The sequence below is a fragment of the Streptomyces sp. ADI96-02 genome, assembly GCF_003846185.1.
Taxonomy (GTDB): domain Bacteria; phylum Actinomycetota; class Actinomycetes; order Streptomycetales; family Streptomycetaceae; genus Streptomyces.
This window is the reverse complement of the sequence record NZ_ML123034.1, coordinates 412,506-439,106: the sequence shown is the minus strand read 5'-3', so window position 1 is coordinate 439,106 and position 26,601 is coordinate 412,506. Positions and strand designations below refer to the sequence as shown.

General features: G+C 74.4%; 25 protein-coding genes and 2 pseudogenes. 13 read left to right on the top strand and 14 right to left on the bottom strand.

The window, feature by feature from the left end; all coding sequences use genetic code 11:
* The first annotated feature begins 36 nt into the window (after positions 1–36).
* Positions 37–1,218 (top strand): low temperature requirement protein A, encoded by a 1,182-nt coding sequence (locus tag EES43_RS01940; protein ID WP_124267036.1) that lies wholly within the window; start codon positions 37–39, stop codon positions 1,216–1,218.
* 68 nt (positions 1,219–1,286) lie between these two features.
* Here EES43_RS01940 and EES43_RS01935 read toward each other — a convergent pair whose 3' ends face one another.
* From EES43_RS01935 to EES43_RS01925, 3 genes are read right to left on the bottom strand one after another with little or no spacing between them, the layout of a single operon-like run.
* Entirely contained in the window at positions 1,287–2,072 is a 786-nt protein-coding gene (locus tag EES43_RS01935; protein WP_124267035.1) for a 3-oxoacyl-ACP reductase, read from the bottom strand.
* 5 nt (positions 2,073–2,077) lie between these two features.
* Complete coding sequence (locus EES43_RS01930; protein ID WP_124267034.1) at positions 2,078–3,472, bottom strand: aldehyde dehydrogenase family protein; 1,395 nt, start codon at positions 3,470–3,472, stop codon at positions 2,078–2,080.
* A gap of 50 nt (positions 3,473–3,522) precedes the next feature.
* Positions 3,523–4,887, bottom strand: coding sequence for a glutamine synthetase family protein (locus EES43_RS01925; protein ID WP_124267033.1), 1,365 nt, complete (start codon positions 4,885–4,887; stop codon positions 3,523–3,525).
* Between the two features lie 73 nt (positions 4,888–4,960).
* Here EES43_RS01925 and EES43_RS01920 point away from each other — a divergent pair, with 73 nt between their 5' ends.
* The 3 genes from EES43_RS01920 (at position 4,961) to EES43_RS01910 (ending at position 8,258) form a co-directional block, all read left to right on the top strand.
* On the top strand, positions 4,961–5,743 hold the full coding sequence (locus EES43_RS01920; protein WP_124267032.1) for a FadR/GntR family transcriptional regulator: 783 nt from the start codon (positions 4,961–4,963) through the stop codon (positions 5,741–5,743).
* Between the two features lie 205 nt (positions 5,744–5,948).
* Positions 5,949–7,418, top strand: coding sequence for an ethanolamine permease (gene eat, locus EES43_RS01915; RefSeq protein WP_124267031.1), 1,470 nt, complete (start codon positions 5,949–5,951; stop codon positions 7,416–7,418).
* 96 nt (positions 7,419–7,514) lie between these two features.
* Complete coding sequence (locus EES43_RS01910; RefSeq protein ID WP_124267030.1) at positions 7,515–8,258, top strand: gamma-glutamyl-gamma-aminobutyrate hydrolase family protein; 744 nt, start codon at positions 7,515–7,517, stop codon at positions 8,256–8,258.
* Positions 8,259–8,306: 48 nt separating this feature from the next.
* Here EES43_RS01910 and EES43_RS01905 read toward each other — a convergent pair whose 3' ends face one another.
* Positions 8,307–8,888 carry a TerD family protein gene (locus EES43_RS01905; RefSeq protein ID WP_124267029.1) on the bottom strand — a complete coding sequence of 194 codons (582 nt, stop codon included), beginning with the start codon at positions 8,886–8,888 and terminating at the stop codon, positions 8,307–8,309.
* A 341-nt stretch (positions 8,889–9,229) separates the two neighbouring features.
* Between EES43_RS01905 and EES43_RS01900 the strand changes: the two genes are divergently transcribed.
* Both EES43_RS01900 and EES43_RS31100 read left to right on the top strand, forming a co-directional pair.
* Positions 9,230–9,658, top strand: a complete 429-nt coding sequence (locus EES43_RS01900) for a BlaI/MecI/CopY family transcriptional regulator (protein ID WP_124267028.1) — start codon at positions 9,230–9,232, stop codon at positions 9,656–9,658.
* Positions 9,655–9,777: pseudogene (locus EES43_RS31100) on the top strand (M56 family peptidase); the annotation flags it as partial. The gene EES43_RS01900 and the pseudogene EES43_RS31100, both read left to right, overlap by 4 nt.
* Before the next feature lie 82 nt (positions 9,778–9,859).
* Here EES43_RS31100 and EES43_RS01890 read toward each other — a convergent pair.
* Together EES43_RS01890 and EES43_RS01885 are read right to left on the bottom strand one after the other, a co-directional pair.
* A pseudogene (locus EES43_RS01890) lies at positions 9,860–10,405 on the bottom strand (FAD-dependent oxidoreductase); the annotation flags it as partial.
* Between the two features lie 118 nt (positions 10,406–10,523).
* Positions 10,524–11,117, bottom strand: a complete 594-nt coding sequence (locus EES43_RS01885; RefSeq protein WP_124271742.1) for a DNA polymerase ligase N-terminal domain-containing protein — start codon at positions 11,115–11,117, stop codon at positions 10,524–10,526.
* Positions 11,118–11,366: 249 nt separating this feature from the next.
* On the opposite strand from EES43_RS01885, the gene EES43_RS01880 reads away from it, so the two are divergent.
* Positions 11,367–12,359 carry an aldo/keto reductase gene (locus tag EES43_RS01880; RefSeq protein WP_206429978.1) on the top strand — a complete coding sequence of 331 codons (993 nt, stop codon included), beginning with the start codon at positions 11,367–11,369 and terminating at the stop codon, positions 12,357–12,359.
* A gap of 37 nt (positions 12,360–12,396) precedes the next feature.
* On the opposite strand, the gene EES43_RS01875 is transcribed toward EES43_RS01880, so the two are convergent.
* From EES43_RS01875 to EES43_RS01865, 3 genes are all read right to left on the bottom strand, one after another.
* Positions 12,397–13,605, bottom strand: coding sequence for a serine/threonine-protein kinase (locus tag EES43_RS01875; RefSeq protein ID WP_124271741.1), 1,209 nt, complete (start codon positions 13,603–13,605; stop codon positions 12,397–12,399).
* 265 nt (positions 13,606–13,870) lie between these two features.
* Positions 13,871–14,560 (bottom strand): HAD family hydrolase, encoded by a 690-nt coding sequence (locus EES43_RS01870; RefSeq protein ID WP_124267026.1) that lies wholly within the window; start codon positions 14,558–14,560, stop codon positions 13,871–13,873.
* 42 nt (positions 14,561–14,602) lie between these two features.
* Complete coding sequence (locus EES43_RS01865; RefSeq protein WP_124267025.1) at positions 14,603–15,085, bottom strand: Lrp/AsnC family transcriptional regulator; 483 nt, start codon at positions 15,083–15,085, stop codon at positions 14,603–14,605.
* Between the two features lie 258 nt (positions 15,086–15,343).
* Between EES43_RS01865 and EES43_RS01860 the strand changes: the two genes are divergently transcribed.
* Both EES43_RS01860 and EES43_RS01855 read left to right on the top strand, forming a co-directional pair.
* Complete coding sequence (locus tag EES43_RS01860) at positions 15,344–16,846, top strand: FUSC family protein (RefSeq protein WP_124271740.1); 1,503 nt, start codon at positions 15,344–15,346, stop codon at positions 16,844–16,846.
* An 87-nt stretch (positions 16,847–16,933) separates the two neighbouring features.
* Positions 16,934–18,001, top strand: a complete 1,068-nt coding sequence (locus EES43_RS01855) for a lactonase family protein (protein ID WP_124267024.1) — start codon at positions 16,934–16,936, stop codon at positions 17,999–18,001.
* A gap of 136 nt (positions 18,002–18,137) precedes the next feature.
* Here the strand turns inward: EES43_RS01855 and EES43_RS01850 are convergent, their stop codons facing one another.
* The 3 genes from EES43_RS01850 to EES43_RS01840 form a co-directional block, all read right to left on the bottom strand.
* Positions 18,138–19,070, bottom strand: a complete 933-nt coding sequence (locus EES43_RS01850) for a sirohydrochlorin chelatase (RefSeq protein ID WP_124267023.1) — start codon at positions 19,068–19,070, stop codon at positions 18,138–18,140.
* 135 nt (positions 19,071–19,205) lie between these two features.
* Positions 19,206–20,258, bottom strand: coding sequence for an N-acetylglucosamine kinase (locus tag EES43_RS01845; protein WP_124267022.1), 1,053 nt, complete (start codon positions 20,256–20,258; stop codon positions 19,206–19,208).
* Positions 20,255–20,932 (bottom strand): uracil-DNA glycosylase, encoded by a 678-nt coding sequence (locus EES43_RS01840; RefSeq protein WP_124267021.1) that lies wholly within the window; start codon positions 20,930–20,932, stop codon positions 20,255–20,257. Before EES43_RS01840 ends, EES43_RS01845 begins: the two co-directional genes overlap by 4 nt.
* Positions 20,933–21,333: 401 nt before the next feature.
* On the opposite strand from EES43_RS01840, the gene EES43_RS01835 reads away from it, so the two are divergent.
* The 4 genes from EES43_RS01835 (at position 21,334) to EES43_RS01820 (ending at position 24,346) form a co-directional block, all read left to right on the top strand.
* The gene (locus tag EES43_RS01835; RefSeq protein WP_124267020.1) at positions 21,334–21,807 is read left to right on the top strand and encodes a hypothetical protein; all 474 of its coding nucleotides are present in this window, start codon (positions 21,334–21,336) and stop codon (positions 21,805–21,807) included.
* Between the two features lie 96 nt (positions 21,808–21,903).
* Positions 21,904–22,299, top strand: coding sequence for a hypothetical protein (locus EES43_RS01830; RefSeq protein ID WP_124267019.1), 396 nt, complete (start codon positions 21,904–21,906; stop codon positions 22,297–22,299).
* A gap of 137 nt (positions 22,300–22,436) precedes the next feature.
* Entirely contained in the window at positions 22,437–23,543 is a 1,107-nt protein-coding gene (locus EES43_RS01825) for an NADH:flavin oxidoreductase/NADH oxidase (protein ID WP_124267018.1), read from the top strand.
* A 74-nt stretch (positions 23,544–23,617) separates the two neighbouring features.
* Complete coding sequence (locus tag EES43_RS01820; RefSeq protein ID WP_124267017.1) at positions 23,618–24,346, top strand: class I SAM-dependent methyltransferase; 729 nt, start codon at positions 23,618–23,620, stop codon at positions 24,344–24,346.
* 39 nt (positions 24,347–24,385) lie between these two features.
* Here EES43_RS01820 and EES43_RS01815 read toward each other — a convergent pair whose 3' ends face one another.
* The gene (locus tag EES43_RS01815) at positions 24,386–25,747 is read right to left on the bottom strand and encodes an FAD-dependent oxidoreductase (RefSeq protein ID WP_124267016.1); all 1,362 of its coding nucleotides are present in this window, start codon (positions 25,745–25,747) and stop codon (positions 24,386–24,388) included.
* 66 nt (positions 25,748–25,813) lie between these two features.
* A complete protein-coding gene (locus tag EES43_RS01810) occupies positions 25,814–26,497 on the bottom strand; it encodes a DUF305 domain-containing protein (RefSeq protein WP_206429977.1) in 684 nt (227 codons plus the stop codon).
* Between the last annotated feature and the right edge of the window lie 104 nt (positions 26,498–26,601).

The following is a 26,601-nucleotide window of genomic DNA, read 5'->3' as shown; positions in this document are numbered from 1 at the left end:
CGCCGCCAGGGGCCGAGGCTGACCCATGATCTCCTCATGAGCACTCACCGGCCGCCCGTCGAACGGCACGCCTCCTGGATCGAGCTGTTCTTCGACCTGGTCGTCGTCGCGGGCGTCCTCCAGCTCTCGCACCTGCTCCACGACGGCACGACCTTCGCCGACCTCGGCCTGTACGCGGTGCTGTTCCTGGCCTTCTGGATCGCCTGGGTCTGCTTCACGGTCTACGGCAACGTCGAGGGCGAACAGGCGTGGACGACGCACACGTTCCTGCTGGCGATGCCGGGGCTGGGCGTCATGGTCAGCGCCGTTCCCGGTATCCGTACCGATCACGCGGTGGCGTTCGCGCTCGCGTACGTGTTCCTGCGCTGGCTCTCGGGCCGGCTCTGGCGGCCCGGCCGGGTCGTCGTGGACTGGCCCCTGGTCCACCTCGGCGGCGGCACGCTGCCCTGGATCGTCTCGCTGTGGACGGACCCGCCGCTGCGGTACTGGCTCTGGGCCGCGGGCCTGGCGTTCGACCTGCTGATCATCCTCACCGCCTCCGGCAGCCGCCTGCTGCGGCGCGCCCAGGAACAGATCGCCCTCCTCGTCAGGCTGCGCGGGGCCCGCGAGCACGTGCCGGCGGTCGAGGCGGCCTACCCCGACCTGCCTCATCTGGTCGAGCGGCTGGGCCTGTTCGTCATCATCGTGCTCGGCGAGGGCGTCATCCAGATCACCTCCGCCGCCGGCTCCACCCCATGGGACATGGACCTGGCCGGGGCCGGTGCGGGAGCCTTCGTCCTGCTCATCGGCGTGTGGACGATGTCGCTGCGCTACGGTTCCGGCGGCGTGCCCCGCCCCGGCCCGCGCGACCTGCCGGTCCGCCTCGCCGTGGCGCTCCACTGGGTGACGTCCTGCTCGATCGCCGCGCTGGCCACCGGACTGGGGCTGGTCGTCGCCCACCCGCACGGCTCCACGCCGCAGTCGGTGCGTCTGCTGCTCTGCGGCAGCCTCGCCGTGTACTTCGCGGTCGGGGTGCTGGCCGCCCGGTTCACCGGCGCCCGGCTCGGGCGCAGCGCCGCCTGGGCGGCGCCCTGTCTGCTGCTGGCCGTCGCCCCGGTGGTGTTCGCCGGGCGCTTCGGGCCGGTGTGGCTGATCTGGCTCCTGGTCCTCGCGGTCGGCTGGCAGATCCTGTGCGTGGCCGAGCCCTTCCGGACCCGGCGGCACGCCCGAGCCGGGTGACCGGCCATCCGGCGGACCGGCGTCCCGCGGCGGCGGCCGGGAGCCCGACCGCCGCCGCGGAGCGGTGATCAGACCGGGGTGACGTACGCGCCGGAGATCCCGCCGTCCACCAGGAAGTCGGTGGCGTTGACGAACGAGGAGTCGTCGCTGGCCAGGAAGGCCACGGCGGCGGCGATCTCGGTCGGCTCGGCGAACCGGCCGACCGGGATGTGCACCAGCCTGCGCGCGGCCCGCTCCGGGTCCTTGGCGAACAGCTCCTGGAGCAGCGGGGTGTTGACCGGACCGGGGCACAGCGCGTTGACGCGGATGCCGTCGCGCGCGAACTGAACGCCCAGCTCGCGCGACATCGCCAGGACGCCGCCCTTGGACGCGGTGTACGAGATCTGCGAGGTCGCCGCGCCCATCCGGGCCACGAACGAGGCGGTGTTGATGACCGAGCCCTTGCCCTGGCGGCGCATGTAGGGGATCGCGGCCTTGCAGCAGAGGTAGACGGAGGTGAGGTTGACCTCCTGCACCCGGCGCCACGCCTCCAGCCCGGTCTCCAGGATCGAGTCGTCGTCGGGCGGCGAGATGCCCGCGTTGTTGAACGCGACGTCGACCGAACCGTAGGTGTCGAACGCCGTCTTGAACAGGGCCTCGACCTGTTCGGCGTCGGTGACGTCGGTGCGGACGAACAGGCCGGCCGACTCCTCGGCGGCGGCCTTGCCGCGCTCCTCGTCCACATCGGCGCAGACGACGTGCGCGCCCTCGGCGGCCAGTCGCCGGACGGTGGCCAGTCCGATGCCGCTGCCGGCTCCGGTGACGACGGCGGTGCGGCCGACCAGGCGGCGGCAGACAGAAGGGGTGTCGGTCATGGTGATCAGGCCTCCGTGCTGATGAAGACGTTCTTGGTCTCGGTGAAGGCGACCGCCGCGTCGGGACCGAGCTCACGGCCCAGGCCCGACTGCTTGTAGCCGCCGAAGGGGGTCGAATAGCGCACGCTGGAGTGCGAGTTGACGGAGAGGTTGCCGGCCCGCAGTCCCTGGCCGACCCGCAGCGCCCGGCCGACGTCGCGGGTCCAGACCGAGCCGGCCAGGCCGTACTCGGTGGCGTTGGCCAGCCGTACGGCGTCCTCCTCGTCGTCGAACGGCAGGACCACGGCGACCGGTCCGAAGACCTCCTCGACCGCCACCGGCGCGTCGGGCGCCACCCCGGCGAGGACGGTCGGCGGGTACCAGAAGCCCGGCCCGTCGGGCGCCGAACCGAGGATGGTCCGTACGCCGGGGCCGTTCCCGTCGCCGGCGACGAAGCTCCGCACCCGCTCCCGCTGGACCGCCGAGATCAGCGGGCCCATCTGCGTCCGCTCGTCGGCCGGGTCGCCCACCACGACGGCGGAGAGGGCCGGGGCGAGCAGGTCCAGGAAACGGTCGTGGACCGACCGCTCGACCAGGATGCGGGTGCGCGCGCAGCAGTCCTGGCCCGCGTTGTCCAGGAAGGACATCGGGGCGGCGCCCGCCGCGGCCTCCACGTCGGCGTCGGCGAAGACGATGTTGGGGCTCTTGCCGCCCAGCTCCAGGGTCAGCCGCTTCACGCGTTCCGCGCAGCGCGACATGATGTGCTTCCCGGTCCGGGTGGAGCCGGTGAAGACGATCTTCGCGACGCCCGGGTGCTCCACCAGGGCGCTGCCGGCCACCGGGCCCTCGCCGGGCAGCACCTGGAACAGGCCGTCGGGAAGACCTGCGGCCAGGGCGAGTTCGGCCAGCCGCAGCGCGGTCAGCGGAGTCGTCTCGGCGGGTTTGAGGAGGACGGCGTTGCCCGCGGCGAGCGCCGGAGCGAGCGCCCACGCGGCGATCGGCATCGGGAAGTTCCACGGGACGATGACGCCGACGACGCCCAGCGGCTCCAGGATCGTGAAGTCGATGCCGCCGGCCACCGGGATCTGCCGGCCCAGGAGCCGTTCGGCTCCGCCCGCGCTGTAGTCGAGCAGATCGCGGACGTTGCCCGCCTCCCAGCGGGCGTTGCCGATGGTGTGGCCGGCCTCGCCGACCTCCAGCAGGGCCAGTTCCTCGACGTGTTCGTCGACGACGGCGGCGAAGCGGCGCAGCAGCCTGGCCCGGTCGGCGGGGGCCGCCGCCGCCCAGGTCCGCTGGGCGGCGCTCGCGCGCCCGACGGCGGCGTCCACATCGGCGGCGGAGGCGGCCGGGACGGTGGCGATGACCTCGCCGGTCGCCGGGTTGAGGACGTCCAGGGTGTGCGGTGCGGGGTGGTGGGACACGTACGGGCCTCGATCGGGTCGGGGTCGGGTCGGGTGAGCGGCGGAGCGGGTCAGAGGCGTTCGAAGGAGCGGCGCAGCTCCCAGTCGGTGACCGCGGAGTCGTAGGCGGCGAGTTCGACCCGTGCCATGTTCAGGTAGTGCGCGACGACCTCCTCGCCGAACGCCTCCTTCGCGATGGGGCTGGCGGCCCACAGCTCGGCGGCCTCGCGCAGCGTCGTCGGGACCTGCTCGTAACCGGCGGTGTACGCGTTGCCCGTGCAGGCGGGCGGCAGCGGCAGCCGGTGCTCGACCCCGTACAGGCCGGCGGCGACGAGCCCGGCCACCGCGAGGTGCGGGTTGACGTCGCCGCCGGGCAGCCGGTTCTCGAAGCGCATCGAGGGGCCGTGGCCGACCACCCGCAGGGCGCAGGTGCGGTTGTCGACGCCCCAGGCGACCGCGGTCGGCGCGAACGAGCCGGGCTGGAAGCGCTTGTAGGAGTTGATGTTGGGCGCGTACAGGAGGGAGAAGTCCCGCAGCGCGGCGAGCTGGCCGGCCAGGAAGTGCCGCATCAGCTCCGACATCCCGTCCGGCCCGTCGCCCGCCATCATGTTCGCGCCGTCCTCGTCGGTGAGCGAGAGGTGGATGTGGCAGGAGTTGCCCTCGCGCTCGTCGTACTTGGCCATGAAGGTCAGCGAGACGCCCTCCTGGGACGCGATCTCCTTGGCGCCCGTCTTGTAGACGGCGTGCTGGTCGCAGGTGGTCAGCGCCTCGTCGTAGCGGAAGACGATCTCGTGCTGGCCCGGATTGCACTCGCCCTTGGCGGACTCCACCGTCAGTCCGGCGGCCTGCATCTCGTTGCGGATGCGGCGCAGCAGCGGTTCGATGCGTCCGGTGCCGAGGATCGAGTAGTCGATGTTGTACTGGTTGGCCGGGGTCAGCCCCCGGTAGTCGCGGTCCCACGCCTCCTCGTAGCTGTCCCGGAAGACGATGAACTCCAACTCCGTGCCGACCTGGGCGCGGTGGCCCAGGGCCGCCAGCCGGTCGAGCTGGCGGCGCAGGATCTGGCGCGGGGCCGCCACGACCGGGCTGCCGTCGTGCCAGGCGAGATCGGCGATCAGCAGGGCGGTGCCCTCGTGCCACGGCACCGGGCGCAGCGTGGCGGCGTCGGGGACCATGCCGAAGTCGCCGTAGCCGTTCTCCCACGAGGACATCGCGTAGCCCTCGACGGTGCTCATCTCGGTGTCCACGGCCAGCAGGTAGTTGCAGCCCTCGGTACCGTGCTCCAGCACCTCGTCGAGGAAGAACCCGGCGGCGAACCGCTTCCCCTGGAGCCGGCCCTGCATGTCGGGGAACGCCAGCACCACGGTGTCGATCGAGCCGTCCACGACGCGGGAGCGGAGATCGTCGACGGAGAGCGGGGGTGTGCGGTCTGCCACGGGATTCCTCCTTGGGTGAACCGGGAGCCTTAAGGTATGACGGAGAACCATTGCTTGGGAAGGGGATCCGCCCATGGTGGCCAGAAGAAGAGCCGACGGCACTCGTCCGGCGGCAGCGGAGCCCGACGCGAGCGGGGCCGGGACCGGGGCCGGCCGGCTCGCCTCGGTGCTGCGGCCCGTGCGGGCGGGCAACGGGTTCGAGGAGACGCTGGAACAGGTCCTGCAACTGCTCCGCCTCGGCCTGGTCCCGCCCGGCGGCCGGCTCCCCTCCGAACGCGAGCTGGCCCAGCACCTGCGCATCAGCAGGGTGACCCTGCGCGACGTGCTCAAGGTGCTCCAGGAGCAGGGCATGGTGGAGAGCCGGCGCGGACGCTACGGCGGCACGTTCGTCCTGCCGCGCTCCGGCGTCCTCGACGGCAGCGACGAACTGCGCCGCAGAGTGGCCGCCGTGGACGTGGAGGACACCCTGCGCTTCCGCGAGGTGCTGGAGACCGGGGCGGCCGGACTGTGCGCGGCCGGGCTGGAACCGGAGGGCGCCGCCCGGCTGCGCGAAGCGCTCCACGCCACCCGGGGCGCGCGGCTGGAGGACTACCGCCGCCAGGACACCCTGCTCCACCTCACGCTCGCCGAACTCTCCGGCTCCGCCTCCCTCGCCGCCCGGTACGCCGCCGTCCGCGCCACGCTGAACGAACTGCTGGACTGCATCCCGCTGCTGGTGCGCAACCTGGAGCACTCCCAGCGGCAGCACGCGGCCGTCGTGGAGGCGGTCCTGGACCGGGACGCGGACGCGGCGCGCGAGACGATGCGCGAGCACTGCTGCGGCACGGCCGCGCTCCTGCGCGGCTTCCTCGCCTGAGCGCCCCCGGCTCGCGCTCGGCGCACTCCGGTGGTCCGCGTGAGCGCATCCGTAACCGCTCTTTAACGCACGCCCCTTGTGCTTTCCCTGAGCGTTCCACAAAGGTGTGGCGGTGAACCTTTGATCGACGAATCTTTGACGCAGGCCCGCTTCGCCTCTCTCCTTCCTCGGTATCGAGCCGTCGACACACGAACTGGAGCGCCACATGGCCCAGGGAACCGAATCACCCGCAGGTCCGCCCGGCACCGCGAGGGCGGGGACGTCCCCGACGGACGCGTACCTGCACCGCCGGACCCTGCGCCGCGGCAGCGCCGGCTGGCTGCTGCTCACCGGACTCGGGGTCGCCTACGTCGTCTCCGGCGACTTCTCCGGCTGGAACATCGGCCTGTCCAAAGGAGGGTTCGGCGGACTCGCGGCGGCCATGGTCCTGATGGGCCTGATGTACGCCTGCCTGGTCTTCGCCCTGGCCGAACTCTCCGCCATCCTGCCGACGGCGGGCGGCGGTTACGGCTTCGCCCGGCGCGCGCTGGGCACCTGGGGCGGCTTTCTCACCGGCACGGCCATCCTCATCGAGTACATCCTCGCGCCCGCCGCCATCGCGCTCTTCATCGGCGACTACGTCGAATCGCTCGGACTGTTCGGGCTCACCTCCGGCTGGCCGGTCTACCTCGCCTGCTTCGTGATCTTCATCGGCATCCACCTCTGGGGCGTCGGCGAGGCGCTGCGGTTCAGCCTGGTCGTGACCGCCATCGCGGTGGCCGCGCTGCTCATCTTCGCCGTCGGCGCGTTCACCGAGTTCGACGCGGCCCGCCTCGACGACATCCCGGTCGACACCACCGCCTTCGGCTCCTCCTCCTGGCTGCCCTTCGGCCTCCTCGGCATCTGGGCGGCCTTCCCCTTCGGCATGTGGTTCTTCCTCGGCGTCGAGGGCGTACCGCTCGCCGCCGAGGAGGCCAAGGACCCGGTCCGCTCGATGCCGAAGGCGCTGGCCATCTCGCTGGCCGTCCTGGTCGGCCTCGCGGTCGTCACCTTCCTCGCCGCCACCGGCGCGCAGGGCGCGAACGCCATCAAGGAGGCCGGCAACCCGCTCGTCGTGGCCCTGGAGGGCGACGACGGGCCCACCGCCCTGAGCCGCTTCGTCAACTACGCGGGCCTGGCCGGGCTGGTGGCCTCCTTCTTCTCGCTCATCTTCGCCGGATCGCGCCAGCTCTTCGCCCTCTCGCGGGCCGGCTACCTGCCGCGCTTCCTCTCGCTGACCAACCGCCGCAAGTCGCCCTACCTCGGTCTGGTCATCCCCGGCGCCATCGGATTCACGCTCGCCGCGTGGAGCGGCGACGGCGGCCGGATGCTCAACGTCGCCGTCTTCGGAGCCACGATCAGCTACGCCCTCATGGCCCTCTCCCACATCGTCCTGCGCCGCCGCGAACCCGGCCTGCCCCGCCCCTACCGCACGCCCGGCGGCGCGCTCACCTCGTCGGTGGCGCTCGTTCTGGCATGCTCGGCACTGGTGGCGACGTTCCTGGTGGACCGGGACGCCGCGTTCATCGCGCTCGGTGTGTACGCGGTGGCGCTCGCCTACTTCGCCTTCTACAGCCGCCACCGCCTCGTGGCCGGCGCTCCCGAGGAGGAGTTCGCCGCCCTCGCGGCGGCCGAGGCCGAACTCTCGCGGGACTGACCGGCCCCGCGAACGGGCGACCCGCCCCGCGCCGCCGCCGCTCCGTGCGCGGCGGCGCGCACCACGACCGCACACGTCATCCGAAGGAGACGTTCCATGCCCCGGCCCGTCATCGGCGTCAGCACCTACCAGGAACCCGCCCGCTGGGGCGTGTGGGAGATGCCCTCGGTCCTCCTGCCCGAGGCGTATCCGCGCCTGGTCCGCGCGGCGGGCGGTCTCGCCGTGATGCTGCCGCCCGACGACACCGCCGACGCGGCGAGGGAGACCGTCGCCGCGCTCGACGGCGTGGTGATCGCCGGGGGAGCGGATGTGGAACCCGTCCGCTACGGGGCCGCTCCCGACCCCCGGACCGGGCCGCCGGCCCGCGGACGCGACAGCTGGGAACTGGCCCTGATCGAGGCCGCCGTCGAGCAGAACGTCCCGCTCCTCGGCATCTGCCGGGGCATGCAGCTGCTGAACGTCGCCTTCGGCGGCACGCTCCACCAGCACCTGGACGGCCACTCCGGCGGCCTCGGCGTCTTCGGCGGCCACCCGGTCCTCCCGGTGCCCGGCACGGCGTACGCGGCGGTCGTTCCGGAGGAGACCGTGGTGCCCGCCTACCACCACCAGGCCGTCGACCGGCTGGGCGCCGGGCTGATCGCCTCGGCGCACGCGCCGGACGGAACGGTGGAGGCGCTGGAGATGGCCGACCACGAGGGCCTCGTGCTCGCCGTGCAGTGGCACCCGGAGATGGGCGAGGACGTCCGCGTGATGACGGCGCTCGTCCACGCGGCCCGAGCCCGCCGCGCCCTGCCGGGCGGCGGCCCCGGCTCCGGCCGGGCCGTACGCCTGCCCGCCTGAGCGGCGGCACGCGGACGCGGGCGCGCCGGGCGGCGCGCGGCGGGCGTCCTACAGGTGCCGCGCGACCTCGGGCAGCAGGTCCTGGAAGGTCCGCCCGTCGGCCGCCGCCCCGATGGCCGTCATCTGCCAGCCCGTGCCGCCGCGCCGCACCTTGGCCATGATCTGCGCGGTGTGCCGTCCGCCGCCGGTCAGCGTGTAGCGGGCCAGCTCCTGGCCGGTGCTCTCGTCGACCAGGCGGCAGAAGGCGTTGTCGACCTCCTCGAAGGTCTGCCCGGTGAAGGAGTTCACCGTGAAGACGATCTGGTCCACCTGGGCGGGCACGCGGCGCAGGTCCACCACGATGGACTCGTCGTCGCCGCCCGCGCCGGCTCCGCCCACCCGGTTGTCGCCGGTGTGCCGGACCGAGCCGTCGTCGCTGGTCAGATGCTGGAAGAAGACCACGTCCTGCGGCTCGGCCCCGGCGAACAGCACGGCCGAGGCGTCCAGGTCGATCTCGCGGGCGGTCAGCCGGGCCAGGAAGCCCTTGCGCGGCGCGGACTTCCAGCCCAGGCCCATCCGGACGACGCCGAGTTCACCGCCGTCGGACTTGGTGAGGCTGACCTGCTGGCCCTTGGAGAGATTGATCGTCATGATGCCGCCTTCCGTAGGGAGTGCGCGCCGGGACCGGCACGGACGGTTCGGAGCCTGACGCCGGCAACGACGACGCCGCTCGGCCCCGAGGCGCAACCCTGCCCGACGGCGAGGAACTCACCCGCCGTGCCGTGCCGGGACGGCACGCCGAAGACCGTCGCGGCCGTCGCGGTGCGACGCTCCACCTCTACAGTACTGTAGAGGTAGAAGGCCGGGCGATGGGCGGAAAGCGGCCGGAGAAGCGCCGGACGGCTCCCCCGCGCGGCGGCTGGATACGTTTTCCCGGTGCCCGGCGGGTGAACGGCCGCGACCGGGCGGACGAACGAAGAGGGGGTCGGGCCGTGGACGCCGAAGCAGCCGGGAGCGGACGGGAGACGCCCCGCAGGCGGGGCCAGGGCGAGCTGGAGGCCGCGGTGCTCTCCGTGCTCGGCGAGGCGAGCGAGCCGGTCACCGCGGCCTGGGTGCTGCGACGGCTCGGCGGCGGCCTCTCGTACAGCACCGTGATCACGATCCTGACGCGGCTGCACGCCAAGCAGGCCGTCGCGCGCACCGGCCCCCGGCGCCCCGTCCTGTGGCAGCCCGTCGCCGACGAGGCCGGCCTCGCAGCTCTGCGCATGCGCCGGCTGCTGGACAAGCAGAGCGACCGGGACGCGGTGCTCTCCAGCTTCGTCTCCGTCCTGTCGCCGGACGACGAGGACCTGCTGCGGTCCCTGCTCGCCGAGAGCGGTCCCGACGCCGCCGGTCCGCCCGCGGACCGGCCGAAGGGCTGACGACGGGCGTCTTCGTCTATCTGCCTCTCGTCCTGCCCCTGACCGCACTGCCGATCGCGCGCCCGGCGGAACAGCGCCTCCACCCGCGCAGAGCCGCACACCTGCTGACGGCCGTCGCCGGTCCCGTACCCAGCGGGGTGGCCGCCCCGCTGGGCCCGGTTCCGCCGGACCGGGGCTGGTCGCCGGCCCTCACCCCGGCAGGTAGTAGCGGCGGGCGGCGGTGGCGATCTGCCGCTTCGGGTCACGCTCCAGGCCCATGGGGAGGGCGAGCCGTGCCGAGGCCCCGTCGGCGGCGATGACGACCGGCGCGCGGAAGGCGACCGGTTCGGCGGAACCGGCGGACGCGGTGACGTCCACGGTCCGGCCCGACCGGTCCGTCAGCGGCCCCTCGGCCTTCCACCCGGTGTGCAGCCGCGCCCCGGCGGCCTCGGCGTGCCGGGCCAGGATGTCGTCGAAGTCGTGCCGGGTGCGGGTGAGGCCGAAGTCCGGAAAACGGCCCAGCGCGGGCCAGTCGATGTGCACCCGGTGCTCGCCGGCCACCCAGCGCATCCCGCGCGAGCGGGTCCAGCCCGGCGCGCGGATGTCGACGCCCATCCGGATGAGCTGGTGGACCGCGCGCGGCGTGAGGCCGTCGCCGCACACCTTCTCGCGGGGGAAGCGCGACTTCTCCAGCAGCAGTACGTCCACTCCGGCCCGGGCCAGGTGGTAGGCGGCGGACGAGCCCGCCGGCCCCGCTCCCACCACGATCGCCTGGGCGTCCTCGCCGGAGCGCGGGGTCGTTCGGGTAGCGCCGCGGGCGGCGTGCGGACCTTCGCCCGCGCCCGCGTGAGCCCCGCGCCCGCGTGAGCCCCCGGGCCCGCGTGGATCACCCCCTGCGCCCCCGGGCCGCCGAGGCGACCTGGTGCAGCGTCCGCCCGGTGCGCGCGGACCGCGCGTGGTAGGGGTCGGGGGAGCCGGGCCGGTCGCGTACGGCGAGGCGGTCGTTGGCCTTGATCAGCAGCCACGCCTCCCGGCCGCCGCTGTCCGGCTCGTCGCCCACCCGGAAGCGGATGAGGGCGTACTCGCCGTGCAGCTTCGTCCCGTACAGCCAGAACGTGGCGTGTCCGAGCGCCAGCGAGTCGGCGAAGGAGACGCGGTCGCCCTGCCGGTCGTGGCCGAGCGGGCGGTAGGTCCCCTGATCCCAGACGATGACCGTGCCGCTGCCCGACTCGCCCTGCGGGATGACACCCTCGAACTCGCGGTACGCCAGCGGATGGTCCTCCGTCTCGACGGCCAGCCGCCGGTCGCTCGGGTTCTCCGACGGCCCCCGGGGCACCGCCCAGGACTTGAGCACGCCGTCGACCTCCAGGCGGAAGTCGAAGTGCATGCGTCGCGCGTCGTGGATCTGCACGACGAAACGGGGCCGCGGGGCCCCGTCGGCGGCAGGTCGGGCAGGGCCGTCGGCCCCGGGTCGCGCCACTCGGTGGATCCTCACGCCGTACTCCCTCCGCCCGCGCCGTCCACGCACGGGCGGCGCCGCCAACGTCGCAGCACAGCCGTGTCGCGGTCCTTCTCTCCACTCTGCCGCCGCCCGGAGCGGACCGCACGGCGGGCCCGGTCGCGTTCGGGCGCATACGCCCGGGGCGCGGTCCGTTCCCCGCTCCGGTCGGAACAGGCCGGTGACGCACGTGCGGCGCTGCCTGAGATCAAGAAGGGAAAGCGGAATAATATGATCCTCATGGAACAGCGCACACTCGGCAGGACCGGCCGTGACGTCTCGGTCGTCGGACAGGGCACCTGGCAGATCGGCGGCGACTGGGGAGAGGTCGCGGAGGCGGACGCCTTCGGCGTCCTCGACGCGGCCGTCGACTCCGGCGTCACCTTCTTCGACACCGCCGACGTCTACGGCGACGGCCGCAGCGAACAGCTCATCGGCCGCTACCTCAAGAACCGCCCCGACGCGAACGTCTTCGTCGCCACCAAGATGGGCCGCCGCGCCGACCAGGTGCCGGAGAACTACGTCCTGGACAACTTCCGGACCTGGAACGACCGTTCGCGGGCCAACCTCGGCACCGACACGCTCGACCTCGTCCAACTGCACTGCCCGCCCACCAGCGTCTACTCCTCCGACGCCGTCTACGACGCCCTGGACACCCTGGTCGCCGAACAGCGCATCGCCGCCTACGCGGTGAGCGTCGAGACCTGCGCGGAGGCCCTGGCCGCGATCGCCCGCCCCGGAGTGGCGAGCGTGCAGATCATCCTCAACCCCTTCCGCCTCAAGCCGCTGGACGAGGTCCTTACGGCGGCGGTCGCGGCGGGCGTCGGGATCATCGCCCGCGTCCCGCTGGCCTCCGGACTGCTCTCCGGCAAGTACACCAAGGACACCGTCTTCGGCCCCGAGGACCACCGCTCCTACAACCGCCACGGCGAGGCGTTCGACCAGGGCGAGACGTTCTCCGGCATCGACTACGCGACCGGGGTCGCCGCCGCCGCCGAGTTCGCCGAGCTGGCCCCCGAGGGCGCCACCCCCGCGCAGACCGCGCTGCGCTGGATCATCCAGCAGCCCGGCGTGACCAGCGTCATCCCCGGCGCCCGGTCGGTGGAGCAGGCCCGTGCCAACGCCGCCGCGGCCTCGCTGCCGCCGCTGCCGCAGAGCACGCTGGACGCGGTGCGCGAGCTGTACGACCGGTCGATCCGCGCGGAGGTCCACCACCGCTGGTGACCCGGCGGAACACAGGGCGCGGAGCGCGGGCGGGACGTCAGTCGTCCTGCCCGTCCTCCGCGTCCTCGCTCTCGCCCCGGCGCACGTCCCCGCCCTGCTCGGGCGGACCTGCGGACGGATCGCCCGTGCCCTGGCCGCCCGGCACGGAGGCGTCCCGCACCGGGGTGCCGGACGGGCCCGGAGCGGGCGTGCCCGCCGAGCTGGAGTCCGGCGAGAACAGGATCATCCCCAGATACACGGCGGCCAGGAACGTCGCCGTGCCCGCGATGGCGCTCGCCACCCGGGGACGGCGGCGTATCGCCTCGCGGGTGCTGCGGCGGCGGGCCGGAGCGGACCGGGGCGCGGTACTGCGTCTTCGCCCCGTCGGCTGCGGCAGCCGGTACGTCATCGGGCCCGCCGGAGCGGCCGGCGCCGACGGCGCGGGGGCGGCGGCCGGCCCGGCGGCCGAGCGCCGCGCGGGGGAGTGCATCGGCAGGGGCTCGGGGCGGCCCCGCCAGGCGTCGGTGCGGAACCAGTCCGACACCTGCTGCGCGGTGGGCCGCTCCTCGGGAGTCTTGGCCAGCAGTCCCAGGAGGTAGGAGTCGAAGGCGGGCGAGATCTCCACGCCCCGCTGCCGCAGCGGCACCGGCGGGGTGTCGACGTGCTGGTACAGCGTGGCGGTGGCCGTGTCCGACTTGAACGGGGGCTGCCCGAGCAGCAGTTGGTAGACGACGCAGCCGAGCGAGTAGATGTCCGAGGCGGAGTCCGCCGTCTGCCCCAGCGCGCGTTCGGGAGCCAGGTAGAGGCTCGTGCCCACGATCTGGCCGGCCGTCGTCAGCGCGGTCGACGGGTCGTCGACGAACTGTGCGATCCCGAAGTCGCCGATCTTCACCGAGCCGTCCGCGTCCAGCATCAGGTTGCCCGGCTTGATGTCCCGGTGGACGACGCCCTGGCGGTGGGCCGCCGTGAGACCGGCCGCGGCCTGGCCGGCGATCTGCGCCACCTGCTCGGGATGGACCCGCTCCTGGGCGGCGAGCAGCGAGCCGAGGCTCTGCCCCTCGACCAGCTCCATCACGAGGTAGAAGCGGTCCTCCCAGGCCCCGAAGTCGAACACGGCCACCAGGTGCGGGTGGCTCAGCCGGGCGGCGGTCTGCGCCTCCAGCCGGAACCGGGCGGTCGAGGAGGCGTCCGCCTGGTCCCCCAGCAGCAGCTTCACCGCCACGGCGCGGCCCAGCACTTCGTCGGCCGCGCGCCACACCTCGCCCATGCCGCCTCGGCCGATGGGGGATATCAACCGGTACCGACCAGCTACCAGCACCTGTTTCACCTATCTCGAAGGGTGGCCCGTTGCGACTGCCGGCCCACCTCGCGCCACGGCCCTCTGCGGAGCCGGAGCCGGGGTGGTGAACGACATGATCAGGATATCGGTCCGGCGGACCCCGGATGTCCCGGCGTCCCCTCGCCGCGCGGGCCCGGCGCTCCGCCCCGCGCCCGGCGGACCGCCGGTGAAAGGCCGCCGCAGGCGGGCCGGTTCAGCCCAGCAGCCAGGTGCGGGCGGCCTCGGCCGAGAACGCCGGCTGACCCTCGGCGAACAGCAGGTCAGCGGCCGTGAACGCCGGGTCGCAGGCCGTCGCGGGCACATAGGGCACGGCGATGCAGCGCATGCCCGCCGCGCGGGCCGCCGCCGCCCCCGGCGCGGCGTCCTCCACCACCACGCAGTCGGCCGGCTCCGCCCCCATCCGCCGGGCCGCCTCCAGGAACACGTCGGGCTCCGGTTTGCCGCGCGCGACCTCCTCCGCCGAGACGTACAGCGGGATGTACGCGTCCAGCCCCGTCACCGCCAGCACCGCGCCGATCGCCGCCCGGGACGAGCCCGAGGCCACCGCCATCGGGATCCCGTCGGCGTGCAGGCGCTCCACGAAGATCCGCATCTGCGGGAAGACCCGGGTCGAGGCGCCCGCGAGCTCCAGGTACAGGGCGTTCTTGCCCGCCAGCAGTTCGTCGACCGGCGCCTCGATCCCGTACTCGGCGCGCAGGGCGCTCAGCGTCTCGCGGGTGCCGATGCCGATGAAGCGGGTGTGGTCCTCCCAGCCGAAGTCCCGCACTCCGTACCGGGCGAGCAGGCGGCGGCCCGCTTCGAAGTAGTTCGGTTCGCTGTCCACCAGCGTCCCGTCGAGGTCGAAGACGACGTGCGGGGCGGCGGGGGAGGGTCGGGGCGTCATGGTCTCCAGCATGCCGCAGCCCCGTGCCGGGACCGGGCCCGGTCAGTCCCGGTGTCCCGCCGCCCGGCCGACGGCCTCCACCAGCGGCAGCACCCGGTGGCCCACCCGCTCGCGCAGCGCGACGTCCGTCCGCGTCCGGACGACGCCGGGCAACTGGATCAGCCGCTGGATGACGTCCTCCAGATGACCGTTGTCGCGGGCCACGACCCGGGTCAGCAGATCACCGCCGCCCGTGGTCGAGAACGCCTCGATGATCTCGGGGACCGCCACCAGCGCCTCGCCCACCTCCACCAGATACCCCTGAGTGACCTCCAGGCGGACGAAGGCGAGGACCGGGTGGCCGAGCGCGGCCGGCGAGAGGGCGGGCCCGGTCCCGGTGATCACGCCGTCCCGCTCCAGGCGGTCGAGCCGGGCCTGCAGCGTGCCCCGGGCCACTCCCAGGACGCGCGCGTACTCGCGCACGCTGGTGCGCGGCTGTTCGATCAGCAGCCGCAGGATCCGGGTGTCGAGCGCGTCCACCGCCATGGTCCGTTGGCCTCCTCATGGTCCGTCCGATCCGGCGTGAACTGTACCAATGGCACAGCACTCCTCGCGCGATTTGAGCCACCTGCCCCACGGATGCTTACCTTGGCCCGTAGAGGGCGCTGCGCAGCGCCGGGACGGCGACGACGCCGCTTCCGGGTCACGCGGCGCCTTTGTCGTGCCGTGGCTGTCGTCGCGCGCCCGCCGGGGACGCGCGGGACAGCCCTCAGCGAAAGGGGCGGTCGCACCGTCGTGAAGAGGATGTTCGTGGCCCCCGATCCGGGGCGTGTGCGTCTGCGGGTCTCCCTGCGGGCCGTACTCGGCATCGCCCTGGCCGTCGCCGCGGCCGAACTGGCCGGCCTCTCCCTGACCGCCTCCATCACCGGCGGTCTCGCCGCGCTCCTCGCCCTGTTCACCGTCGGCGACGCCACCGTGCGCCGGCAGGCGGTCACCACGCTCCTGCTGCCCGTCGCGGGCCTCCCGGTCCTGGCCCTGGCCTCCACGCTGCACGGGCAGCCATGGCTGCGGGCCGGGTGCTGGCTGGCCGTCGTCCTCGCCGGGGTGTACGCCCGCCGCTGGGGCCCGCGCGGCCACGCGCTGGGGATCTTCGCCTTCATGATGTTCTTCAGCACCCAGTTCCTGCACGCGGTGCCCGCCCAGCTGCCCGAGCTGTACACCGCCGTGGCGCTCGCCGTCGCCGCGTCCTGCGCCGTCCGGTTCGGCCTGTGGTGCGTCGAGCGGCGCACCCCGCCGCCGGCCCAGCCCGCGCCGCTCACCGGCCGCGGCCTGGCCCGCCCCACCACCCGCCAGGCACTCCAGGCCACCGTCGCCTGCGGCATCGCCCTGGTCCTGGGCCAGATGCTCTCCCCGGACCGCTGGTACTGGGCCGTCGGCACGGCCTGGTGGATCTTCGTCAACACCGCCTCGCGCGGCGAGACCCTGGTGCGCGGCCTGCGCCGCGTCGTGGGGACCGTCGCCGGGATCGCCGTCGGCCTCCTCGTGGCCGTGCCCCTGCACGGAGCGCCCGCACCCACCGCCGCGCTCGTCGCCGTCTGCGTCTTCGGCATCTTCTACACCGCGGCCCCCTCGTACAGCTGGATGACCTTCTTCGTCACCGTCATGGCCGGGCTCCTCTACGGGCTCCTCGGCGTGCTCCACCCCGGCCTGCTCTGGCTGCGCTTCGAGGAGACCGCGGCCGGCGCCCTCGGCGCGGTGCTCGGGGTGGCCCTCGTCCTGCCCGTCACCACGCACGCCACCACCGACGCCTGGATTCGCCGGGCCCTGCACTGCGTCCACCGCTGCACCGGCGTCGCGGCCCGGCGGCTGGCCGGTGACGAGGACGCCGACCCGGCGCCGCTCGCCGTCGAACTCGAACTCCTCCTGGGCCGCGCCCGGCTCTCGCTCGCCCCGCTCGTCCACCCCGCGAGCCCGCTGCGCGCCCGCAAGGCCCGTGCTCGACAGGTGCTGGAACTCCTGGACGCCTGCGCCCGCGAGGTACGCGGCCTGGCCCGCGTCGCCGCCGACCCGGACGCCTCGCACGACGCCCGCCTCACCGCGGCCTGCGACCGGGTCGAGGCCGCCGTACTGGCCCTCGCCCCCTCGAAGCGCCCGCTGCCCGGCCCGTCGGCCGTGCCGCTCCCCGCGCCCCACCACCACCCGGGGGCCGAGGCGGCGCTCGCCCACCTGCACGCCCTCGAACGGGCCCTCGCCGACCTCGCGGCCCCGCTGCACAGCCCGCCGAGGGCCCCGCTCGCCTCCGCCTGAACCGGCCTCCGGGCTGGTCTGGACCACACAGGCCCGCCTGCTACCGTCGCCCCGGGAGATCGCGGCGACGGCGAAGCGGGGAGCGGGATGGACGGCGGCAGTGCCGGACGGGCGTACATAGGGTCGTTCACCTCGGCGGGCGGGCACGGCATCACCGCCGCCTCGGTCGACCGGGACACCGGCGCGCTGACCGTGACCGGATCCACCGACATCCTGCCGGACCCCTCGTTCCTCGCACTCGGCCACGGCGGGGGACCCGGCGGAACGGTCCTGTACGCGGTGGGCGAGAGCGCCCCCGGGTCCGCGGCGGCCTTCGACGTCAGCGGCGAGGCGCCCGTTCCGCTGGGCCCCGTCCGCCCGGTCGACGGGGACGCCCCCACCCACCTCGCGCTCGCCCTGGGGCACCTGCTCACCGCCGACTACGGCTCGGGCGGCGTCACCGCGCTCCCCGTCCGCGCCGACGGATCCCTCGCCCCCGCGTCCTCGGTTCTCCGGCACCGGGGCGGCGGCCCGGACCCGGACCGCCAGGCGGGCCCGCACGCGCACCAGGTGCTCGCCGACCCCTCGGGCCGCTGGGTGCTCGGCGTCGACCTCGGCACCGACTCCGTACGCGTCCTCGCCCTCGATCCCCTCACCGGGGAGCTGCGGGCGCACGGTGAGAGCGCGCTGCGCCCCGGCACGGGACCGCGCCACCTGGCCTTCCACCCCTCCGGCCGCCGCGCCTACGTCCTGAACGAGCTGACCCCGACCCTCACCGTCTGCCGCTGGGACGCGGGGGCGGGCCGTCTCGAACCGCTCGCCGAGACCGAGGTGCTGCCCGAGGGCGCGTCCGGCGGCGGCGCGGAGCGCAGCTACCCGTCGGAGGTGGTCGTCGCGCACGACGGCCGCCGTCTGTGGACCGCCAACCGGGGCCACGACAGCATCTCCGTCCTCGCCCTGGACGAGGACGGCGGGTGCGCCGGCGCGGTGACGACCGTGGACTGCGGCGGCCACTGGCCGCGCCACCTCGCGCTCGACGCGAGCGGCCGATGGCTGTACGCGGCCAACGAGCGCTCCGGGAACGTCAGCTGGTTCGCCGTCGACGAGCGGACGGGCATCCCGCGGCACGCGGGCTCGATCGAGGTCCCGGCGGCCTCCTGCGTGGTCCTGGCCTGACGCTTGATGCCTGACGCCTGACAGGGCCTGAGGTCGACCGCAGACCGCAGGCCGCCGAACACGCCGGCCCGGACCGGGACGTCGTCCGGTCCGGGCCGAGGCGTGCCGCTCCGCTCCCGAGGCGTGGCGCCGGGCGTCAGTGCGCCTGAGCGCCCTGGACCCCCTGCGGCGTCGCGGGCGTGATGCCGAGCGCCGTGGCGTACAGCGACAGGGCCAGCTTGCCGACCGCCGGGTACGCGCCCAGCGGCTGGGCGGTCGCGCAGCCCGCCTCCTTCGCGGCGGCGTCCAGCAGACCGGGGTCGATCTCCGGGCCCACCAGGTACGGGGCCAGCGCCAGCTGCGTGGAGCCCGAGCTCTGCAACTGCTCGGCGACCGAGGCGATCGAGCCCTCCACGTCCAGCGCGGCGGCCATCACGGGCACGGCGAGCCGGGCGGCCAGCAGCATGCCGGTGATCCCGGCGGCCCGCACGGCCTCGTCGCCGCCGACGGTGGCCAGCACGATGCCGTCGGCGGCGGTCGTGACGGTGAAGAGGCGGGCGCGGTCGGCACGCGCCAGACCGGCTTCCGACAGCCGTACGTGCAGTGCCTCCGCGAGCAGCGGGTGCGGGCCGAGCACGTCGGTCACCTCGACCTGGGTACCGCTCTCCATCACTGCCTGCCGTATCCGCCGGATCAGCGTGCCGTCGGGGCCCGCGAGCAGCGGCACCACGACGGAGGCCGGGCCTTCGGGCTCGGCGACCTCGCGGCCGGCGGCCAGGCCCTGCTCGTAGCGGGCGACGCGCTCGGCCGCGGAGTGGGCCAGGACGGTGGCGAGCGACGGGTACTCGGCGTCGTCGCCGTCGAGGTAGCCGATCCCGGCGTTCAGGCCGGGCAGTTCGGAACGGGCGATGCTGATCACCTCCTCGGCCAGACCGCGCGTGGCCGAGGAGGGTGTGCCGGGAACGGCGAGAACGAGCGCGGCAGCGCCCTCGGGCGCGACCACCGGCTCCGGGCGGCGGTGCCGTCCGGACTGGCGAGGTCGCGGCATTCGTACAGGCAGGCCGGAAGCGGGCCCAGTGGGGGTGCTCATGGCGCCGCATGCTACTGGTTTTGCCTGCTCCTCCGTTCAGGGAGGGTCCGGTCGAGCGTTAACTATCCGCTTATGTCCGATGAGTGATGTACCGGTGAACCATCCCCGTCTGTCGGTGTGCTCTTCGTGCCGAGTTCAACCGTTCCGGGCGGGGTTCGCCGCGGGCTCCGCGCCCCGCGGCCCCTCCGGCACGAACAGCATCGTCGGATGGCGCGGCAGCCGCAGATCGTCCACCGCCAGAGCACGCGCGATCCTGAGCGCGCCCGTCAGCGGGTCGCCGCCGCCCGTGGTCACCCGCGCCGCCGGCACGCGTCGCGCCAACTCCTCGCGCAGCGGTACGAGCAGGGGGTCGCCCATCCGGAACAGGCCCCCGGTGAGGGCGACTTCGGGGTTCGGGTCGTCCGCCGGGCAGACGGCCGCCGCCGCGTCGGCGATGTGCGCCGCGGCCGTCCGCAGGATGGTGTCCGCGACCGCGTCCGCACCGGCGCACGCCGCCACCTCGGGGGCGAACGAGGCCAGGACCGCCGGCCGGTCCGCCCGCGGGTAGAGCAGCCCCGGCAGCTCCTCGGCCGGCCCGAACACGGCGTGCAGGCGCTCCAGCAGGGCGGGAGAGCCGCCGTGCCGTCCGTCGTGCGCGCGCATGGCGGCTTCCAGCCCCGCCCGGCCGATCCACGCACCGCCGCCGTTGTCACCCAGAAGATGTCCCCAGCCGTCCGCCCGGCGCCACACCGTCAGGTCCGTACCGAGGGCGATCATGCCCGTGCCGGCCGCGACGACCGCACCGGGACCTTGGCCGACCGCGCCCGCGAAGGCCGTCACCGCGTCGGCGGCCAGCGCCGGCCGCCGCACTCCCAGCGCCCGCTCGAGCGCGTCCGGCAGTTCCGCCCGGAGCCGGCCGCCCAGGGTGGCCATACCGGCCGCCCCGACCGCCAGCGCCGCGACCGTGCCGCCGCCCTCCTCCGGGGCGCTCGCCCCCGCCCGGACCAGCAACTCCCGTGCGGCGGGCAGTATCTGCGCCAGCAGATGGGCCGCGTCGATCCCGCCGGGCCCCGTCCGCACGGGCTCCGCGCAGACGGCCGTCAGCGGCTCCGCCGATGCGTCCGCCCGGCCGAGCGCCACCCGCAGCCCCGACCCTCCGGAGTCGACCCCGAGGACGTACGCGCCGGGAGCCGCGGGCCGCGTGGTCACGGCAGGCGCCAGTCCACCGGCTGTGCGCCCTGGCGCTCCAGCAGTTCGTTGACCCGGCTGAAGGGCCGCGAGCCGAAGAAGCCGCGGTCCGCCGACATGGGCGAGGGGTGCGAGGACTCGATCGCCGGGAAACCGCCCAGCCGGGGACGGAGGTTGCGGGCGTCGCGTCCCCACAGGACGGACACCAGCGGCGTGCCCCGGGCCACCAGCGCGTCGATGGCCCGCTCGGTCACCTCTTCCCAGCCCTTGCCCCGGTGCGCGGCCGGTCGCCGGGGCGCGGTGGTCAGCGCCCTGTTCAGCAGCAGTACGCCCTGCCGCGTCCACGGCGTGAGGTCGCCGTTGGACGGCCGGGGGAGGCCGAGGTCGGCGTGCAGCTCCCGGAAGATGTTCTCCAGGCTGCCCGGCAGCGGCTGGACCTCCGGAGCCACCGCGAAGCTCAAGCCGATCGCGTGACCGGGCGTGGGGTACGGGTCCTGCCCGACGACGAGCACCCGCACGTCCTCGAAGGGCTGTTGGAACGCCCGCAGCACATGTGCCCCCGAGGGCAGGTACGTACGGCCCGCGGCGATCTCCGCGCGGAGGAAGTCGCCCATAGCGGCGATGCGTTCGGCCACGGGTTCGAGGGCGTCGGCCCACCCCGGCTCGATGATCTCTTTCAACGGTCGTGCTGCCACGTGCCGCACTCTACTGCTGATAGGACCACTCCGATGAACTGGCGTCGGCCTCGCACCGTCCCTCCGCCGGGGCCGTCCCGCGGGCGCGGGGAGCGGACCCCGCTCTCCGGGCGCTCGGCGGCCTCGGCCGGCCGGGGGCCGGAACCGTCGTCGCGGGCCGAGCCGCGGTGGGGCAGGGCACCGCCCCGGCCTCGAACGGCGGCCCGCGGGGGCGTGCAATCGGGTGGACAACGGGCAGTGGGGCGCCCCGCGTGCCGAGGAGGGGGAAGCCTCCGCACACGGCCGCGACGGGGCGAGGCGAACCCGCCGGGCCGCCGCGGCGGCCTGCGGCAACGGCTCACGGGCCATTGAGCTGGAGTGCCGTCCCGCCCCTCGCCACGTACTCATACGGAGGAAGACACATGACCCGTGCGCCGGCACGTACCCCGCGCTCACGTCACACGCTCACCCTGACCGCTGCCGTGGCCGCGGTGACCCTGGCGGGCGCGCTGCCCGCCGGGGCCGCCTCGCCGGCCGCCCATCCGCAGGGATGCTCGGTGCGCACGCTGCAGGGCGACTTCGGCGGGAACTACTCCGGGACCTCCGCCGGCACCGGCCCGCTCGCGTTCCAGGGTCTGGTGACCTTCAACGGCGACGGCACCGCCACCGCCAAGGCCACCCTCATGTCCGAGACCTCGGGTCCGACGAGCATCACCGCCGTCATCGACTACACGCTGAAGCGGGACTGCACCGGCACGATGACGTCGCAGCGCAGCAACGGGCAGACCATCCACTACGTCTTCACGGTCGTCGCCGACGGCACGGAGCTGGCGCTGCTGCAGACCGATCCGGGGTTCGTCGTCACCGCCCGGCTGACACGCGTCCGTCGCGGCTGATCCGGACGGCGGTCCCCGGTCCCCGGGGGCGGGCGGACCGCCGCCGGCTGACATCCTGGAGGGAAGGAGCGCCGGGAGACCACGAGGAGCAGACCCATGGGCAGCGGGATCGCGGACGCCGACGGCCGTGACGTGCGGGTCGAGGCGGTGGCCGGGGAGGCCGGCCGCGTCACGCTCCGGCTCGCGGCCCCGGCGGGCGGGCCGCCGTGGTCGTGCGCGCCGGACGCGGCGCGGAGGCTGGCCGCGGCCCTGGTCCGGGCGGCCGAGGAGGCGGAGAGCGCGCCCGCGGCGCGGCCCGTGAGGGTCGAGGCCGGTGAGCTGCGCCGGGGCGACGTCCGCGACGGCGACCGGGCCATGACCGTGGAGAGCGTGCGCGGGGACGGCTCCGCGGTCCATGTCACGTGGACGTCGGGAGCCGGTCGGCGCTGGACCCAGACGTACGACGTCGGCGCGGCCGTCAGCCTCAGGCGTCGCCTGCCCGAGGGCCGCTGACGCCCGCCGACGGCTGGTCGTACGACGGCTATCGTATTTCGACGATTGTCGTAGTACGGTGTTCATCGCACCAGTGAGCGGTCGACCGACCGCCCGTGCCCAGCGGTCCGTCCGCACCAGCTGAAACGGAGTCCGGCGTGAGTGTCCTTTTCGATCCCTATGTGCTGCGGTCGCTGACCGTCCCCAACCGTGTCTGGATGGCTCCCATGTGCCAGTACAGCGCGGACGCCCACGGACCGGACACCGGCGTCGCGGGCGACTGGCACTTCCAGCACTACGCGTCCCGCGCCACCGGAGGCACCGGCCTCATCCTGCTGGAGGCCACGGCCGTCAGCCCCGAGGGCCGCATCAGCCCCGCCGACCTCGGCATCTGGAACGACCGCCAGGTGGAAGCGCTGCGCCGTATCACCGGCTTCCTGGCCGACCGGGGGACCGTTGCGGGCATCCAGCTCGCCCACGCCGGCCGCAAGGCGTCCACCGACCGGCCCTGGCGCGGCGGCGGTCCGCTGGAGGCCGACGGAGCCGGGTCCGAGGGCTGGCCGACCGTCGCCCCGAGCCCGCTCCCGTTCGCCGACGGCGACCCGCTCCCCGCCGAGCTGACGACCGAGCAGATAGCCGAAGTGGTGCGGCAGTTCGCCGACGCCGCCCGCCGCGCCCTGGCCGCCGGCTTCCAGGTCGCCGAGATCCACGGCGCCCACGGCTATCTGATCGGCCAGTTCCTCTCGCCGCACAGCAACCGCCGCACCGACGAGTACGGCGGATCCTTCGAGAACCGCATCCGCCTCGCCCTGGAGGTCGTGGACGCGGTCCGCGCGGTCTGGCCCGAGGACCTGCCGCTGTTCTTCCGCGTCTCGGCCACCGACTGGCTCACCGAGAACGGGGCGGACGAGCGCACCGGCTGGACCGGTGACGACACCGTCCGCCTCGCCCGCGAGCTGCGCGCGCACGGCGTCGACCTGCTGGACGTCTCCACCGGCGGCCTCGCGCCGGACGTGGACATCCCCGTCGGCCCCGGCTACCAGGTGCCCTTCGCCGAGCGGGTGCGCACCGAGGCGGGACTCGCCGTGGCCGCCGTCGGGCTCATCACCGACCCCGTACAGGCCGAGAAGATCGTCGCCGACGGCCGCGCCGACGCCGTCCTGCTCGGCCGGGAGCTGCTGCGCACCCCGTACTTCGTCCGGGACGCCGCACGCGAGCTCGGCGGCGAGGTCCCCGTACCCCAGCAGTACGGCCGCGCCCTCTGACGCCCGCCCGCGGGCTCCGGCCGTTCACGGCCCGGGGCCCGCGGGGGCGCTCCCACGCCGGTAGGCTGGCCGCGATGTTCACCGAACAGGGCCCCACCGTGCGCGAACTCGCCGTCCAGGCGCTCTCCTCGACCGAGCGCGGATACGACCTGCTCGCCCCGAAGTTCGACCGCACGCCCTACCGGACGCCGGACCGCGTGCTCGACGCCGTCACCCGGGCGCTCGCCCCGCTCGGCCCCTTCGCCGCCGGGCTCGACGTGTGCTGCGGAACCGGCGCGGGGATGGACGTGCTGCGCACGGTGTGCCGCGAACACGTCACCGGCGTCGACTTCAGCGCGGGCATGCTCGCGCGCGCCCGGACCGTGCACCCGCCCGCCGGCGACGGGCCCGCGGTCCACTGGGTGCGGGCCGACGCCCGAGCGCTCCCGTTCCGGCCGTCCTTCGACCTCGCCCTGAGCTTCGGCGCGTTCGGCCACTTCCTGCCCCGGGAGCGCCCCGGCCTCTTCGCCGAGGTGCACGGGGCGCTGCGACCGGGCGGCCTGTTCGCCTTCCCGATCGGCGCGCCTCCCCCCGTCGGCTCGCGCGCCTACTGGTCGTTCCTCGGCTTCGACGCGGCCATGCGGGTGCGCAACGCGCTGTGGCACCCGGAGTTCATCATGTACTACCGCACCTTCCGCCTCCCCGACGTCCTGGACGACCTGACCCGTACGGGCTTCGCCGTGCGGCTGCCGCCCCTGGCCGAACTGGGGTGGCGTCCCGACGGCAGCCCCCGCGCCCGCCTCGTGGTGGCTGCCCGGAAGTGACCGCCGGACGCCGCCGTGCGACCGCGGCCCGGCCGCCGTTCAGCGGCTCCCGCCGCGCGCCGCCGCCAGCAGCCCCGGCCAGTCGTGGATCTTCACCGGGCCCCGCCCGAGCGAACGCCCCAGGGCCGCCTCCGCCCGTTCGATCGACAGCCAGCCGTCCCACTCCACCGGGCGCAGCCCCCAGCCGCGCAGCACGGCGAGCGGATCGGACGCCGCGCCCCGACGCGCGAGCAGGGGCGCGTCCTCGATCAGCGAGTCGACCGTCTCCTTCGCGCACGACCGGTTCGAACCGATCACACCGGTCGGCCCGCGCTTGATCCACCCCGCCACGTACTCGCCGGCGGAGGGCACGCCGTCCCGCAGCACCCGCCCGGCCCGGTGCGGCACCGTCCCGCGCGCCGGGTCGAACGGCAGGCCGGGCAGCGGCACCCCTCGGTAGCCGACGGCCCGCAGCACCAGCTGCGCCTCGACGTCCTCGTACACCCCGGTGTCCCGCACGCCGCCGGAGCCGTCCGGAGCGGTCCGCGCGAACCGCACCCCCGCCACCCGGCCGCCCCGCTCCAGCAGCTCGACCGGACGGAGGAAGAAACGCAGGGCGATGCGGCGCTCCGGGGCCGGTCCGGGCGGCGCGGCCGGCCGCGACCAGGCGCGCAGCACGTCCAGGTTCCGCCGCACCGCGGCCGGCAGCGGCGCCGCTCCGGGCACGCCCGCGTACGCCGGATCGAGCGCCAGTTCCGCCGGGTCCACCAGCATCCGCGCGCCGGGCAGCGCTCCCAGCTCCCGCAGTTCCTTCGTGGTGAACCGCGCCTGGGACGGGCCGCGCCGGCCCGCGACGCACACCTCGCGCACCCGGCTGCCGGCCAGCGCCGTGAGCGCGTGCCGGGGGACGTCGGTGGCCCGCAGCTCGTCCGCTCCGCGCGCCAGGATCCGCGCGACGTCGACCGCGACGTTGCCCACCCCGATCACCACGGCCGAGCGCGCCTCCAGCGCGAAGTCGTCGGCGGCGATGTCCGGGTGCGCGCTGTACCAGGAGACGAACCGGGTGGCGGAGTAGCTTCCGGGCAGATCCTCGCCGGGCACCGACAGCGGACGGTCGGCCGCCGCGCCGACGCAGTAGACGACCGCGTGGTAGAGCTCCGCGAGACGGGCCGGTCCGACGCCGTCCGCTCCGCCGACCGGGACGTTGCCGACGAAGGTGACCCGCTCGTCCTCCAGGACGGCCCGCAGGCTGTTCTGGAGCGATTTGATCTTCTCGTGGTCGGGCGCCACCCCGTACCTCACGAGCCCGTACGGGGCGGGCAGCCGGTCCAGCACGTGGACGCGTATCCCGGGCTGCCGCAGCAGGGCCTGGGCGGTGTAGACCCCGCTGGGTCCGGAACCGACGACGGCGACACGGAGCACGGCGCACCTCTTCCGCAGGGTGCTTCCAGCATCGCACCGCGCGGCGGGATACGGGCCGCGACGGGCTCAGGTCATCAGCCCGCGCATCCGGTCGATCTCCACCGTCTGCTGGGCCACGACGTCGCTCGCCATCTCCTCGACGATCACGTCGTTGCCGTCGGAGAGCGCTTCCGTCGCCATCGTGATCGCTCCCTGGTGGTGGGTGATCATCAGCTTCAGGAAGAGCTCGTCGAACGCCTTGCCCTCGGCCGCGCGCAACTCCTCCAGCTGCGCCTCGGTCGCCATGCCCGGCATGGTCCCGTGGTCGTGGGACTCCTCGGCGCGGCCCCGGTCGTTCCTCTGCAGCCACCCCTCCATGGCGCCGATCTCCGGCCTCTGGCCCGCGGATATGCGTTCCGCGAGGCGCTTGACCGCGGCGTCCGAGGCGCGGTCGGGGACGAGATCGGTCATCACGAGCGCCTGCCCGTGATGGGCGATCATCATCCGCGCGTAGCGGAAGTCGGCCGAGTTGGCGGTGTCACGGCCGGCCTCCTCGGCGGCCTCCTCGGCCGTCAGCGTCCGCGCGGGTTCACCCGGTCTGCCCGGCGCCACCACCCCCGGCCCCGTGTCCTCGGCCGCCCTCGGCTTCGCGTCCCCGCCGCCCGAGTCGCAGCCTCCCAGGGCGAGTACGGCAACCGCCGCCGCCGCGAGGGCGGTTGCGCGCAGCCGACCGGACCGGCGGTGAATCAACACGGCGACCTCCTGTGCCACATGGGTGTGTTGCGATCCGTTCCGAGGACAACCCTTGCACGCTTCCGCAGACAGAAGATCAGAAACTTTTATTACGTCTCTGTTGCCATCTGTTGATGTGTACA

Coding starts and splice junctions, on each gene's coding strand:
- EES43_RS01940 (WP_124267036.1), top strand. CDS start 37: ATGAGCACTCACCGGCCGCCCGTCGAACGGCACGCCTCCTGGATCGAG.
- EES43_RS01935 (WP_124267035.1), bottom strand. CDS start 2,072: ATGACCGACACCCCTTCTGTCTGCCGCCGCCTGGTCGGCCGCACCGCC.
- EES43_RS01920 (WP_124267032.1), top strand. CDS start 4,961: ATGGTGGCCAGAAGAAGAGCCGACGGCACTCGTCCGGCGGCAGCGGAG.
- eat (WP_124267031.1), top strand. CDS start 5,949: ATGGCCCAGGGAACCGAATCACCCGCAGGTCCGCCCGGCACCGCGAGG.
- EES43_RS01910 (WP_124267030.1), top strand. CDS start 7,515: ATGCCCCGGCCCGTCATCGGCGTCAGCACCTACCAGGAACCCGCCCGC.
- EES43_RS01905 (WP_124267029.1), bottom strand. CDS start 8,888: ATGACGATCAATCTCTCCAAGGGCCAGCAGGTCAGCCTCACCAAGTCC.
- EES43_RS01880 (WP_206429978.1), top strand. CDS start 11,367: ATGATCCTCATGGAACAGCGCACACTCGGCAGGACCGGCCGTGACGTC.
- EES43_RS01875 (WP_124271741.1), bottom strand. CDS start 13,605: ATGGGCGAGGTGTGGCGCGCGGCCGACGAAGTGCTGGGCCGCGCCGTG.
- EES43_RS01870 (WP_124267026.1), bottom strand. CDS start 14,560: ATGACGCCCCGACCCTCCCCCGCCGCCCCGCACGTCGTCTTCGACCTC.
- EES43_RS01865 (WP_124267025.1), bottom strand. CDS start 15,085: ATGGCGGTGGACGCGCTCGACACCCGGATCCTGCGGCTGCTGATCGAA.
- EES43_RS01860 (WP_124271740.1), top strand. CDS start 15,344: ATGTTCGTGGCCCCCGATCCGGGGCGTGTGCGTCTGCGGGTCTCCCTG.
- EES43_RS01855 (WP_124267024.1), top strand. CDS start 16,934: ATGGACGGCGGCAGTGCCGGACGGGCGTACATAGGGTCGTTCACCTCG.
- EES43_RS01850 (WP_124267023.1), bottom strand. CDS start 19,070: ATGAGCACCCCCACTGGGCCCGCTTCCGGCCTGCCTGTACGAATGCCG.
- EES43_RS01835 (WP_124267020.1), top strand. CDS start 21,334: ATGACCCGTGCGCCGGCACGTACCCCGCGCTCACGTCACACGCTCACC.
- EES43_RS01830 (WP_124267019.1), top strand. CDS start 21,904: ATGGGCAGCGGGATCGCGGACGCCGACGGCCGTGACGTGCGGGTCGAG.
- EES43_RS01820 (WP_124267017.1), top strand. CDS start 23,618: ATGTTCACCGAACAGGGCCCCACCGTGCGCGAACTCGCCGTCCAGGCG.